Genomic DNA, 13,518 nt, shown 5'->3' on the forward strand with positions numbered 1-13,518 from the left:
GAAATTGATTTACTCTACTGTCATGCAGTTTAACTTCAAAAGTAAGCTATTTGCTGAGATGACAGGAGGTAATGCAAGAAATCTAATGAAGCTATTCGTTCAACTGGTGTTATTTATTTCGTTATTTATTCCTTATTCCACAAAAGCTGTTTTATATGTTGATATAAAAAAAAGCAATATTGGTAATATTGATCTTGTTGTATCTAAATGTGCATGCAAGACAGAAGTGGAAAGTGAGCTAAGTGAAAGCATCACAAAAGTAATTGAAACAAATCTATCTAATTGTGGCTTCTTTAATGTGAAACGTAACACGAAAGTTGAGTCTTGGAAAAGCGATACTGTAGTCACAGTAAGTTTAAGTGAAGTATCAAACAGAAATTTAGAGCTATCTTTTCGTTTATCTGACAGCTTTACAAACAGAGAATTACTTACTCAGTCGGTTGTTTTTCTAGCAAAAGACTGGAGGAAAATTAGTCATCTTGTTTCAGATGTGATACATGATAGATTGATTGGTGAGAAAGGGCATTTCAATACAAAAATTACATATATCGCTGAAGAAAAAGATAGCAATTACAAATCCGTCCGTAAAATTGCTGTGATGAATCAAGATGGAAGTAATATAAAGTACTTAACAAATGGTGAGAAATTTGTGTCAACACCAAGATTTTCACCAAATGGAAAGGGTATTGTTTATATCTCATACACAAATGGTAAAAGTTATATAATATTAAAAAATTTAAAAGATAACACTGAATCAATAATCAGCGCATTTGAAGGAGTTATTTCTGCACCAAGATTTTCTCCTGATGGTAAATCTCTTTTTATTTCCCACTCATTGAGTGGTGAAACAAATATATTATCTCTAGACTTAAGCAGTAAACGAACAAAAAAAATTACTAAAGGTTCAGCTATAAGTACTTCTCCCTCTTTGTCTCCAGATCAAAAGTACATGGTTTTTAGTTCTGATATAAGTGGAAGTCAGCAACTATATATCATAGATTTCACTAAAAAAAGCAAAAAACCCAAGAGAATTAGTTTTGGAAATGGAAGATATGCTACACCTGTTTGGTCGCCAAAAGGAGATCTGATAGCTTTTACAAAAATTCAGTCAGGAAAATTTTACATAGGAGTTATGAAGCCAGATGGCAAAGAAGAGCGCTTGCTTTCAGAGGGACATAAAATTGAATCTCCGGCATGGCTACCAAATGGCAGAGAAATTATCTTTACTAACGCAGAATCACCAAGCAACTCTAAATTATATTTAGTAGATTTAGTAAAGAAAAATCAAAAAATGGTTTTTACTCCAACGAATGCTTCTTTACCAGATTGGTCTTATTTTTGAAAGTAGATCTATAAAATCGGTATAAATCTTGCTTTATCTTAATCGTTTATAACCTTCGGTACTACGAAATACCCATGCTCCGATTTTGTATTGGATAATATTTCTTCTTTAATGTTTTGAGAATTTATAATATCATCGCGTACATGGATATCCTTATCTATAGTTCCATAACGCATAGGAGAAACACCTTCAGTATTAACTTTCAACAAAGTATCATGTATCCAATCCAGCATTGTCAGTTCTTTTGAGTAGTATTGAATCTCATCATCGGATAACTTAATCCTCACAAGCTGTGCAATTTTAAGCATTTCTTCTTTAGTAATTGTTATTTTTCTCTTATTTGCAAATTCTATTAACGAGGTGATAACATCTTCTGTTGATCTAGCTGGCACTTTTACCTCCTTGCATAAAGCAAATTAAAATATTTGCAATTGAAACAACATCTATCTTATCATTTTTTTCAAATTTGTGAAATACGGTGTCTGTAATTACTAATTTATCCAGAGAAGAGGAAGAGATTTTCTCAACTGCATTTCCTGAAAGTATTCCATGTGTAATGCATGAAACTACAGACTTTGCTCCTCGGTTTTTTAAAGCAAGAGCTGCATTACATAATGTTCCGCCAGAGTCAACTATATCATCAACAATGACGCAATTTTTGTTTGCAACTTCTCCGATTACATTCATTACCTCAGATGTACCTGCTTTTTCTCTATATTTATCTACTACAACAATATCATTATTTAACTTGTATTTTTCCTCTAAAATCTTTGCAAAAGTACGAGCCCTTCCAATTGCTCCAACATCAGGCGCAACTATTGCCAAATTCTCCTTGTATATAGAGTTAACAAATACTTTAAAACAGCTTAAATTAGTAACTGATATATCAAAAAAACCTTCAATTTGACTTGAATGCAAATCAATAGCAGCAACGCTATTTGCACCTGCAGTTTGAATAAGATTTGCAACTAATTTAGCACTTAAAGCAGATTGCATATTATTGTTTTTAATAACCCTATCCTGCCTACTGTATCCGTAATAAGGAATAATAGCCGTTATTCTCTTGGCTCCTGACCTCTTTGCTGCATCAATTGTAAGCAGAAGCTCCATAAGGTTATCATTTACAGGGGAAGAAATAGATTGTACTACGTATACTTCTTGATCACGTAGATCATTTGCTACTTCTACATTTACCTCACCATCAGCAAATCTTGACACCTGAGTAGGAAATAGCTGAGCATTTAGCCCACTTGCTATTAAATCTCCTAATTGTTTACTAGCGCTACCTATTATTATCTTCATATATATCAATTAAGTTTTGAAAATTATACAGAAACCATGGAATAATTAAAACTTTATTCTTGCCGTCAAGTAGCTCATAGAAAAGAAAAAGTTACTCGAAACATTTCACTAGCTTTCTTATCATAATAACGGTACTGGCTGAGTTCATTAAGTAATTTTATGGGCAGTGGAATGATAAAAAGCGTTTTCACAAACACATTTTACTACATAATCAGCGCTAATATTAAAATGCTTATAAAGAGCTTCATAAGGTGCTGATTCTCCAAAATTTTTCATGCCAATAAATATACCGTTTGAGCCTACATATTTATGCCAACCCACTTCACTTCCAGCTTCAATTGCAACTTTGATGCTGTCATTATTTAATACTACCCCTTTATATTCATCACTTTGCTCGTCAAAAAGCCTCCAACACGGCATAGAAATGACCCTTGTACCTACACCTTTTTCCTGTAATTTTTCTCTTGCCTCAACTGCAATTTCAACTTCAGATCCGGTAGCAAATATCGTCACTTCTAGCTTCCCTGAATATTCGCATAGTATATATGCACCAAATTTTGATAGGTTGGCCAATTGGTCAGTATAAGAGTGCATGTAATTAATATTTTGCCTTGAAAGCGCAAATAGTGCAGGTGACTCTTTTTTTTCAAGTGCAATGCTAATGCACTCCAAAGTTTCAATTGCATCTGCTGGCCTCAAAACATACAGATTTGGTATAGCTCTCAGAGAAGCTAAATGCTCTATTGGCTGGTGAGTTGGACCATCCTCACCTACTCCAATTGAGTCATGAGTCATTACATATATAACCTGCTGTTTCATCAAAGCTGAAAGACGTATAGCAGGTCGGCAGTAATCGGAAAATACTAAAAAAGTTCCACCATAAGGAATAATTCCACCATGAAGAGCCATACCATTCATACAAGCTGCCATAGCGTGCTCTCTCACTCCATAGTGTACATAAGAGCCACCATAATTATTACTATCTATTGCCTGCATGTGCTTATATTTAGTACAATTTGAACCGGTAAGATCAGCAGAGCCACCAATTAGTTCTGGCATAGACTTAGTTAATAGTTCCATTACTCTGCCGAAAGAAGATCGAGTAGCTTCGTTTGGCATGAGCTCACATATTTGTTTCTTCAGGTTAGCCAAATCACTCTCGATGTTATTCGGCAAACGTTTCTCAAGTCTTCTTTGTAGTTCTTCATTGATCAAGGATGTATAGTTTTGTTTTGCCCTCTTAACTGTTTCCATCCAAGCGTTTTTCACATCTTCTGGTACATAAAATGGTTCATAGTTCCAATTCAATTTTTCTCTCATCTGTTTTACATCTTCCTCTGTAAAGGCACCACTATGAGCAGAAGATGTGCCAGCACGGCTCGAAAATTTTCCGATAATAGTTTTGCAACAGATTAGTGTAGGTTTATCAGACTTTTGCGCCTGCTCTATTGCAAGGGATATAGCATCAAAGTCATGCCCATCGATTTTGTCTACATTCCATCCATACGCTGAAAAACGCTTTTCTACATCATCAGAGCAAGAGAGGCTAGTAGAGCCGTCTATAGAGATGTCATTGTCGTCAAAAAGTGCTATCAGCTTATTTAATTTAAGATGCCCAGCAAGGGACGCTGCTTCATGGCTTATACCTTCCATAAGACAACCATCTCCTAGCATCACGTAAGTGTAGTGGCTGATTTCAAACTGCTTTGCAAGAATCGATTCAGCAAGTGCCATGCCAACAGCAGTGGCAAATCCCTGACCAAGCGGGCCTGTTGTTGCTTCTATACCGGAAGTTAAGCTAAATTCTGGGTGACCTGGAGTTTTTGATGTAAGTTGCCTAAAGTTTTTTAGTTCATCTATACTAATATAGCCTGTCAGATATAATATAGAGTATTGCAGAATCGAACCGTGACCATTTGATAGGACGAAACGATCTCTACTGATCCATTTAGAATCATCAGGGTTATGGTTTAGATATTTAGCAAATAATACAGTGGCAACATCTGCCATGCCAAGTGGCATACCTGGGTGTCCAGAATTTGCTTTTTGTACCGCATCAATTGATAAAAAGCGGACAGCATTTGCCATGGATTTTAGTAGTAGATGATTCATGTATTAATAGGAAAACTTAAAAGTGAAGTATACTACATCATAGTGGCAAAAACAAGTTGACACTTAATGTTAAAATCATTAATAATTTATAGTTAGATTGTGAGAATTTTTGTATGACAACTGTTATCAATAGAAAGTATAGAATCAGTCGCAGGCTTGGTGTAAACTTATGGGGTAGAGCAAAAGATTCGGTCAATAAAAGAAAATACCCTCCAGGTCAGCATGGTATTCTTGGATTTAAGAAGTTATCTGACTTTGGTAAGCAGTTTGCTGCACATAAAAAATTTAAGTTCTACTATGCAATTTCAAGCAAACAGCTTAGACGTACATTTTTAGATGCTTACAAAAGAAAAGGTTATACGGCTGATAATTTCATTGGTGCCTTAGAATCAAGGTTAAGTTCTGTTTTATATCACTCTGGTTTTGTGCCAACAATTTACTCGGCAAAACAGCTTATATCTCATAAACATGTTACAGTTAATGATAAGGTGGTTAACATATCAAGTTATAGAGTGAAGCCTGGTGATATAGTAAAAATAAGGGAAAGAGCAGCAAAAATTCCTATATTAATAGAGGCTGAACAAAAACAAGAACGTAAGGCTCCAGATTATTTAGAGGCAGATAGCAAAGCACTTTCAGTGAAGTATTTGAGAGCGCCTCAATATTCCGAAGTCCCATATTCAGCAGACATGGAAGTTAATTTAGTAGTAGAATTTTACTCTAGATAAATAAGGCCCGTGTGGCGGAATCGGTAGACGCAGCGGACTTAAAATCCGTGGGTTTTGCGACCTTGGGAGTTCAAGTCTCCCCATGGGCACCAGTTTAATTTATCGAAAAAGTATGAAATGGCTTGATATAGAAGATATTGCAGAAGCTCTAGAAGAGAAATTTCCAAATGAAGATATAATTAGTATTAGATTCACTGAACTTAAAAGAAAAGTCTTGGATTTAGAAGAGTTTGATGATGATGAAAAGTATTGTAATGAAAAAATATTAGAGGCCATTCAAGCAGCTTGGATTGCAGAAAGATCTTAAAAAACAGATAGCTATAAGAAAATTACTGCATACAGTAAAAAGATAATCTTCTTGGAAATACTATACTTTACTCGAATTTTACTTAGCTTCATAATAATTTAATAAATTTCAATTAAAAATGATTACAAGTTAGGCAACAATATACAAATACTGCTTTTTATGTGTGAGGCTGGAGGTGTAGTTATTGTAAATCAGCTACAATCCAAGCTAGCACTACTGGAACTGACAAATAACTCCAGGATATGTTAAGCCTACCGGATGATAAAATTTGATTTGTGAGGTTGTTATGTTTAAAATATACCAATATTGTATATCTTCTAGGTTACTAAACATTTGTTTAATGTTGTCTACAATTGTGTTATTAACCGGTTGTTTTGCAACAATTCTTTCGGGTTCTACACAAGAGATTAAAATGAAAGTAGTAGATGATAACGATAACTTAGTAGAAAAAGTCAAATGTGTCATACGTGACCCATCTGAAACGAATCATTCTCTCACATCTAACCCTGGAACAGTGGTTATTCATCGAGGTTCGGGATCATTGTTTGTTGATTGCAAAAAAGAAGATTATAAACAATTAAATGTGATAGTAGGTGAAAGTTTTAATAGCGTTACCTTATTGAATCTACTATGGTTACCTGGTTTTGCTGTCGATGCAATTACTGGAGCTTATAAACAATATCCATCACACTATGTTGTGAATATGACAAAATCTGATTAATAGAAAACTATGCTTAAATATAGCGGGCCAAAGAAATTAAAATCTATAATAGAAAACTATGCATTAAAATGCATGAAAAATAAGATCAGCAAAAATGAAATACGTCTTATTTTAAACTGGAAAAGTATAGTTGGAGAGGAATTAGCAGAATGTACAAAACCACAAAAGATCTCATACGCACAAAACGTAAACTCTGGTGTGCTGTATCTGTTAGTAACAAATGGCAGTAAAGCATTAGAAATGCAGCATATGGTTTCTCTTGTAATAGAAAAAATTACAGTGTTTTTTGGCTATAAAGCAGTATACGGTATAAAAATCAAGCAAGGGAGTTGACTATTTAACTATATCAGGTTAACCTAGTTACATAGGATAAATTGGTATATTGAAGTGAGTAGAATTTGTGAGTTAACAAATAGAAAAAAGTCTTTTGGTAATAAGGTATCGCATTCAAATCGTAAAACAAAGCGTACCTTTCTCTTAAATTTACATAAAGTTACATTGACGAGTAATATATTAGACAAAAAGTTTAGCTTTCGTATAGCAACAAGAACTTTAAGAACTATAGACTATAAAGGTGATCTTGATGCTTTCTTGCTCAATACAAAAACAATTAAACTAAGTAAAGAAGCACAAAAGATAAAAAGAAGATTAAAGAAAGTTTTAGCAAAACAAGAGGTAGAATTAGCTGTTTCAGATGCATAGTAAGCCTATATGGCTCAGAGCAAAAGCTCCAGCTGGTAAAATATTCAATGAAACCTTACACACTGTTAAGCTACATAACTTACATACAGTATGCGAAGAAGCTGCGTGTCCAAATATTGGTGAATGTTGGAATAAACGTCATGCTACTGTGATGATTCTCGGTTCTGTTTGTACTCGTGCTTGTGCGTTTTGCAACGTTGCAACTGGCATTCCTGATAAGCTCGATCCTCATGAACCAGAAAATTTAGCAAAAGCAATAAAAAAGTTAAATTTAAAGCACGTTGTCATTACCTCTGTTGACCGTGACGATTTACCAGATGGTGGTGCAAATCAGTTTATAAGGTGTATAGAAGAAATTAGAAAGATAACTTCGGAAACAACAATAGAAATTCTCACTCCTGATTTTTTAAATAAGAAAGGAGCGTTTGAAGCAATAGCTATTGCATCACCTGATGTTTATAACCACAACATCGAAACAGTACCAAGGCTGTATGCAAAAATAAGACCAAGAGCTCGTTATTTTCATTCACTATATTTGCTAAAGATGGTGAAACAGATTAATCCTAAACTTTTTACGAAGTCAGGGCTTATGGTTGGTCTTGGAGAAACAAAAGAAGAAATCTTTCAGGTTATGGATGATTTACGTAGCGCCGAAGTTGACTTCATTACAATTGGTCAATATTTGCAACCAACTCCAAAGCATGTAAAGGTTGATAGATATGTTACCCCAGAAGAGTTTGAGCATTATAAATATATTGCTTATTCCAAAGGCTTTTTGGTAGTTGCATCAAGCCCATTAACGCGGTCATCGTACCACGCTGAAGAAGATTTTAACAGACTTGCTGCTGCTAAGACTTCAACCTAATTTAACCTACCTGTTCAAGGAAATGTGCAAGCCATTGCTCCCTTTCTTTTCATTCAAGTAGCCTCTTATCCTTCCAGTAGCCCATCGGTGTTATTTCAGTAACACCTGTTATTCGAGTAGCCTAACACTGAAATCAAGAGGACTGACCTTACCCAGAAAAAGTAGACAGAAAGTTAAGACGTTTTTGAAGTAAAATAAAACGTTTTTTCAAAGAGGTGTGGTATGACAAAAAGAAAAGAATATACAGCAGAATTCAAAATTGAAGCTATAAGACTAGTAAAAGAAACAGGTCAATCATCAGCAAAAATAGCAAGAGATTTGGGTATTAGCGGTGATTCATTAAGCAGATGGGTAAAAACATACAATGATAGAATGTCTGGAGTAGATGCGTTTCCAGGAAAAGGGAAAGTAGCTCATTGTGACAAAGAAAAGTTTGATTTAAAGAAAGAGCTGGCAAGAGTAACGAGGGAAAGAGACATTTTAAAAAAAGCCCTGGGATATTTTGCAAACCAAAAAGAGTAAAATATTCTTTTATAAAAGAACATAAAAAATGCTATAAAATACGGGAATCATGCAGATTTTTGAACGTATCTGCTTGTGGTTATTATAAATGGATTACTAAGGAAAAAAACAACAAAAAATCAATAAGAGAAGAGCTCATACAAGATATTCAGAAGGTATATCGAGCATCACAATGCAGATACGGAGCTCCTAAAATTCACGCTGAATTAAAGGCTTTAGGTAAAAATTATAACATCAAAACAGTGCAAAATGTTATGCAGAAAAATGGCATTCAAGCTAAGCTTAGACGAAAGTTTAAAAGTAAAAAACCACAAATAGACAATAGAGTTATAACTCCTAACATATTAAATCAGAATTTCATCGCTGATCAACCTAACAAGATATGGGTAACTGATATTACGTACATAAAAACTAATGAAGGATGGTTATATTTGGCAGCAATAATAGATTTATATTCACGCATGGTGATTGGCTGGTCAATGAGTAATGCAGTAAATAGGCAATTAGTTATAGATGCGTTATTCATGGCTATTGGTAGGCGCAAATCTGCTAAAAATCTACTATTTCATAGCGATCAAGGATCGCAATACACCTCTAAAAATTATCAATTTTTACTAAGTACAAAAAATATTACTTCTAGTATGAGTCACAAAGGTTGTTGTTATGATAATGCTGTTTCAGAGAGCTTTTTTAGTTCACTTAAGAGAGAGTTACTCATTGATACTTCACAACACTCTGCACAACAAGCTAAAACCGCAATATTTGAATATATAGAAATTTTTTATAATAAACAGCGTAGACATTCTACTATTAACTATTGCATTCCTGAGCTTTTTGATTCATCATTCTCATAGCAAAAACGTCTTAACTTTCTGTCTACTTTTTCTGGGTAAGGTCATCATCCCAGTACTTGACACTGGGATGGCTTTGTTGCATAGCACCTTAAGCAGTGATGGTTTACGACAAATTTATGTAATGATTTCAAATTTAGCCATACCAATACCAGTGAATTTGTTGAGCAAATAGCACTTAATTAGTAATTCTTTTTCACGGTTTACTTCAGATTTATTCCTAAACAAATACTTGCTTCAACCTTGAGAAAAATCCTTCTATGTAAGATCTTTTTCCATAAATTGCTTCCTTTTTCCACTCTTTTACACCATCTTGTCCATATAATTTTATTAACCTAATAGCAGCATTTCTGTCAGACATATAATCTATTTTTGAATGTTCTGCTGCATCCTTTTTTGGTAGAACTTTTGTCTTTATATCGTATTTCTTACACAATTTATAAAGTTTTTGCCTATCGTATGCCCTATCTGCATATAATGCTTTTATTTTGTGCTGAAAATTAACTTCTTCAAGCAAGCTCCATAGTGGTCAGAGTAGACGCCATTACTGTATCTTGCAGCTATAGCTTTTTTACTATTCACACTTAACATAACATGTAACTTTCTTACTTGCTCGTAGCTTCGGTACTTTCTATCTGCACTGTTTTCCTTACTGTGGCCAGGAGTGTTACTGTAAATTTGTACTATCTATGATAATTTCAATATTTTCCATGTTGCTTTTATCAATCCTGCAATCATTTATCTTAATATTAAGTTTTTTTTGATGCTTGTGAATAGCTGATAACTGCCAAATTTTTTCCTATTTGTTGCAGATATCCTTTTACAAACCCTACCGTTTGTCTTAAGCCAATTCTAAAAAGATTAACGATTATATGCACCAAAATCACAACTTTATCACTATAAATATAGTTGCCGCCCTGCATTTTTGGACTATTTTCATACCAATTTTCGATAGCTTCATCGATGTAACGAAAAATATTCCCCCTTTTTTCAAGGAATTTGTTATATTCGTTTTGGTTACTGACTTTCATTTTCTGTGGCATATTTTTTCTTCAACAGTTAAATGGCTGTTTTATAATGAATTTTGTCAGTAGCCACCAGATTTTTTCAGTTGCTATGCAACAAAGCCATTCCAGTCTGGAATGAAATTGTTTTAACATTGTACCATATTACAATGTTCATACAGTTGTGATTGGTATGACAAGATAAGAGGTGCTAGAATAATGGAACCGAAGTCATACATAGAAAATAGGTTAGGTATTTTTCAACTTTTGCTATATACTCAAGTAAAAATCTCTCTTTTACAGATGGATACAGTAAAGTTTGTTTTATTACTGCCAACAATACTACTCATACTAGTTGCTGGTGTTTACCTATCGGTTAAACTAAAATGGTTGCAGATATTTAAACTACCGTATGCCCTTTCACTTATTGGAGCTAAAAGAGGAGAAAATAAATTTTCTTCTATAGCTGCTCTGTTTACAATCTTAGGGGGAAATTTAGGAGTAGGAAATATTTCAGGAACTGCTGTTGCTCTAAAAACCGGAGGACCGGGATCCATTTTATGGATGGCAATAATTATTGTTGTTACTTCTGTGATAAAATATGTTACTTGTTACCTAAGTATAAAAACCAGAAAAGAAAAAAATGGACGGTTTATAGGTGGACCTGTAGCCTACATGGCTGATGCATTTAACTCTAGAAAAGCTACAGTTGTGTTTCTAGTTATTATGATGATGGTTTCAATAACAGTTGGTAACCTTGTTCAGGTAAATTCTCTATCAATACCACTCAGCATGGTAGATATACCTGTAGTCATTGGCGGCATTGTAATGGCCATAATATTTTTTGTTGTTGCAGCTCTCAGCTTAAAAAAAATTAAAATTTTTATATCGGCTATGATACCGATAATGACGGTAAGTTACCTCACACTTTGCGGTATCATATTATTTAAGTTTAGTGAAAATATTCTTCCTTCTCTAAAACTAATAACAAGCAATTTTTTTACAACTAGTAGCTTTAACTCTGGCTTATCTTTAGGTTTAATTTTAGAAATGTTGACTATTATTCAAGTAGGAACTCTGCGAGGTATTTTTGCAACAGATATAGGACTTGGCCTCGAAGGAATTGTACACTCCTCGATTACTCCTAAAAAAAATAACAATAAATTTATCATTGAACAGAGTCTAATCACAATAATATCTCCTTTTATAGTTGCACTCATAGTGTTCATTACAGCAATGGTACTGCTTGTCACAGATTCTTGGATTACTGATTTAGAGAGCACTAACATGTGCATTTTTGCTTTTAGAAAAGCTATGAATTGGCCCTATACTGACTATTTAATTATGGCTATAATGTTTTGTTTTGCCTTTACTACTATCTTTACTTGGTTTTTTTGTTCAAAACAAACAATACGCTATGTATCTATGGATAATAAATACACTAAAATCTGGACTGTAGTTTTTACCTTAATCATTCCATTTGGTGCAATCGGTGGAGTTAAGTTACTCTGGGATATCGCTGATATTTCAATTGCTGCTTTGCTGCTCATAAACATACTTGCTATACTCAAGCTCACTTCTCAAGATCCAGAAGTATTTACTATGAGTAGCAAATACTTGAAGTTGCAAAAACAGAGCTAAAGCAATATTTTAAGTTGTCATCCCAGTCTGGAATCCAGCCTTTCATGAACTTCATCAAAAATGTTATGTTTTAACATAATACTTTTATGCTCACTAACTGAGTGCGACTGGATCCCAGTGGGCTTTGTTGCATAGGTCAAATAAAAAGAACTGGCAGTTACTGACAAAATTCACTATAAGACAAGCATTTAACCTACTAAAGAAAAATATGCCACAAAAAATGAGAGTCAGTAACTGCCATGAATATAACAAATTTCTCCAAGAGAGGGGAAATATTTTTTATTACGTCAATGATGCCATAGAAAATTGGTACGAAAAAGGTCCAAAAATGGCTGGTGGCAACTATATTTATAGCGATAAGGTCGTGATTCTGGTTCACATAATAACTTGTTTATTTAGAATAGGTCTGAGACAAACAGCGGGATTTATAGCAGGGTACCTTGAGCAAGTAAGGAAAAACTTGCAAGTTATTAGCTATTCCCAGGCCTCAAGAAGGCTTAAAAAACTTAACATCAAAATTAATGATCGAAGACATGATAAAAATAATACAGAAGATATTGAGATTGCCATAGATAGTACTGGAATAAGCATCTACAATAATATTCCAGGTCATAGCAAGGCAAATGGTACAGATAGAAAGTATCGCCGCTATGAGCAAACAAGAAAACTGCATGTAATGCTAGAGATAGGTAGCAAAAAAGTTATAGCAGCAAAATACAGTGGCGGAGTTTATTCTGACCACTATGGAGCATGTGATCTTATTGCAAGGATTGATGTTAAATATAATATAAGCACACTATATGCAGACAGGGCATATAATCGAAAGAAGTTATACAAACTGTGCGATGAGCTTGACATAAAGACAAGGATTCCTCCGCAAAATAATGCAGTAGAGCATCCAAAGTTGGATTATATGGATGAGAGAAATTCTACAATCAAGCTCATAAAGTCATATGATGAAGATGGTATGAAGAGGTGGAAAAAAGAGATAAATTATGGGAAGAGATCTTATATAGAAAGTTTTTTCTCGCGACTGAAGCAAACATTTGGGTTTAGTTTTAGAAACAAATCTGAGGTTAATCGTGAGAGAGAACTGCTACTCAAGTGTTATTTGCTTAACAAATTTACTGATATAGGCATGGCTAAATTTGAGATAGCTTCATGAATTTATTCCACGTTACCTACTATCCGAAGAGTGATGCAACAAAGCCATCCCAGTGTCAGCTACTAGAATGACATACTTTTTGGTGAAAATTACTCTTATATTATAACGTTTGTGTAGTTATGAATTTGACTATAGGATCAAGTCTAGAAAAATCTAGATTCCAGACTGGAATGACAACTTAAATTGCTTGATGTGAACATAAAATAGCTCATGTCATCACGTTAGCAATACAACTTCTTTAATAAAAACTAAATCA

General features: G+C 34.1%; 16 protein-coding genes and 1 tRNA gene. 12 read left to right on the forward strand and 5 right to left on the reverse strand.

Translation table 11 applies throughout. The features are described from left to right. Positions 1-85: 85 nt before the first annotated feature. Complete coding sequence (locus ABWU52_RS04635) at positions 86-1,342, forward strand: protein TolB (protein WP_353277727.1); 1,257 nt, start codon at positions 86-88, stop codon at positions 1,340-1,342. 38 nt (positions 1,343-1,380) lie between these two features. On the opposite strand, the gene gatC is transcribed toward ABWU52_RS04635, so the two are convergent. The 3 genes from gatC to tkt all read right to left on the reverse strand — a co-directional run bounded on the left by gatC (position 1,381) and on the right by tkt (position 4,756). After that, complete coding sequence (gene gatC / locus ABWU52_RS04640; RefSeq protein WP_353276403.1) at positions 1,381-1,734, reverse strand: Asp-tRNA(Asn)/Glu-tRNA(Gln) amidotransferase subunit GatC; 354 nt, start codon at positions 1,732-1,734, stop codon at positions 1,381-1,383. Continuing rightward, positions 1,724-2,644, reverse strand: a complete 921-nt coding sequence (locus tag ABWU52_RS04645) for a ribose-phosphate diphosphokinase (RefSeq protein ID WP_353276404.1) — start codon at positions 2,642-2,644, stop codon at positions 1,724-1,726. Before ABWU52_RS04645 ends, gatC begins: the two co-directional genes overlap by 11 nt. 147 nt (positions 2,645-2,791) lie before the next feature. Then, entirely contained in the window at positions 2,792-4,756 is a 1,965-nt protein-coding gene (gene tkt, locus ABWU52_RS04650; RefSeq protein WP_353276406.1) for a transketolase, read from the reverse strand. A 113-nt stretch (positions 4,757-4,869) separates the two neighbouring features. On the opposite strand from tkt, the gene rpsD reads away from it, so the two are divergent. The 9 genes from rpsD (at position 4,870) to ABWU52_RS04695 (ending at position 9,455) form a co-directional block, all read left to right on the forward strand. Beyond that, positions 4,870-5,484: a 30S ribosomal protein S4 gene (gene rpsD, locus ABWU52_RS04655; RefSeq protein ID WP_006012690.1), complete on the forward strand. Its 615-nt coding sequence runs from the start codon at positions 4,870-4,872 to the stop codon at positions 5,482-5,484. A 5-nt stretch (positions 5,485-5,489) separates the two neighbouring features. Then, positions 5,490-5,576, forward strand: a tRNA-Leu gene (locus ABWU52_RS04660). A gap of 20 nt (positions 5,577-5,596) precedes the next feature. Next, entirely contained in the window at positions 5,597-5,791 is a 195-nt protein-coding gene (gene iscX, locus ABWU52_RS04665; protein WP_007302643.1) for a Fe-S cluster assembly protein IscX, read from the forward strand. Positions 5,792-6,131: 340 nt separating this feature from the next. Further along, complete coding sequence (locus ABWU52_RS04670) at positions 6,132-6,512, forward strand: hypothetical protein (protein ID WP_353276408.1); 381 nt, start codon at positions 6,132-6,134, stop codon at positions 6,510-6,512. Positions 6,513-6,584: 72 nt separating this feature from the next. Then, entirely contained in the window at positions 6,585-6,845 is a 261-nt protein-coding gene (locus ABWU52_RS04675; protein ID WP_410541974.1) for a DciA family protein, read from the forward strand. A 54-nt stretch (positions 6,846-6,899) separates the two neighbouring features. Continuing rightward, positions 6,900-7,214 (forward strand): 50S ribosomal protein L28, encoded by a 315-nt coding sequence (rpmB, locus tag ABWU52_RS04680; RefSeq protein WP_015588578.1) that lies wholly within the window; start codon positions 6,900-6,902, stop codon positions 7,212-7,214. Further along, positions 7,207-8,079 carry a lipoyl synthase gene (gene lipA, locus ABWU52_RS04685; protein ID WP_214250205.1) on the forward strand — a complete coding sequence of 291 codons (873 nt, stop codon included), beginning with the start codon at positions 7,207-7,209 and terminating at the stop codon, positions 8,077-8,079. The genes rpmB and lipA overlap by 8 nt, the downstream gene beginning before the upstream one ends. A 222-nt stretch (positions 8,080-8,301) precedes the next feature. Further along, entirely contained in the window at positions 8,302-8,601 is a 300-nt protein-coding gene (locus ABWU52_RS04690) for a transposase (RefSeq protein ID WP_064085359.1), read from the forward strand. Further along, the gene (locus ABWU52_RS04695) at positions 8,577-9,455 is read left to right on the forward strand and encodes an IS3 family transposase (protein WP_353277659.1); all 879 of its coding nucleotides are present in this window, start codon (positions 8,577-8,579) and stop codon (positions 9,453-9,455) included. The genes ABWU52_RS04690 and ABWU52_RS04695 overlap by 25 nt, the downstream gene beginning before the upstream one ends. Before the next feature lie 217 nt (positions 9,456-9,672). Here the strand turns inward: ABWU52_RS04695 and ABWU52_RS04700 are convergent, their stop codons facing one another. Next, entirely contained in the window at positions 9,673-9,969 is a 297-nt protein-coding gene (locus ABWU52_RS04700; protein WP_246433103.1) for a transposase, read from the reverse strand. Between the two features lie 232 nt (positions 9,970-10,201). Beyond that, positions 10,202-10,495 (reverse strand): transposase, encoded by a 294-nt coding sequence (locus ABWU52_RS04705; protein WP_353276410.1) that lies wholly within the window; start codon positions 10,493-10,495, stop codon positions 10,202-10,204. A 264-nt stretch (positions 10,496-10,759) separates the two neighbouring features. Here ABWU52_RS04705 and ABWU52_RS04710 point away from each other — a divergent pair, with 264 nt between their 5' ends. Beyond that, the gene (locus ABWU52_RS04710) at positions 10,760-12,097 is read left to right on the forward strand and encodes an alanine:cation symporter family protein (protein ID WP_353277729.1); all 1,338 of its coding nucleotides are present in this window, start codon (positions 10,760-10,762) and stop codon (positions 12,095-12,097) included. Between the two features lie 127 nt (positions 12,098-12,224). Beyond that, positions 12,225-13,262: an IS5 family transposase gene (locus ABWU52_RS04715; RefSeq protein WP_353276237.1), complete on the forward strand. Its 1,038-nt coding sequence runs from the start codon at positions 12,225-12,227 to the stop codon at positions 13,260-13,262. Positions 13,263-13,518 lie beyond the last annotated feature (256 nt).

The organism is Wolbachia endosymbiont (group B) of Villa cingulata (genome assembly GCF_964028285.1).
Classification (GTDB): domain Bacteria; phylum Pseudomonadota; class Alphaproteobacteria; order Rickettsiales; family Anaplasmataceae; genus Wolbachia.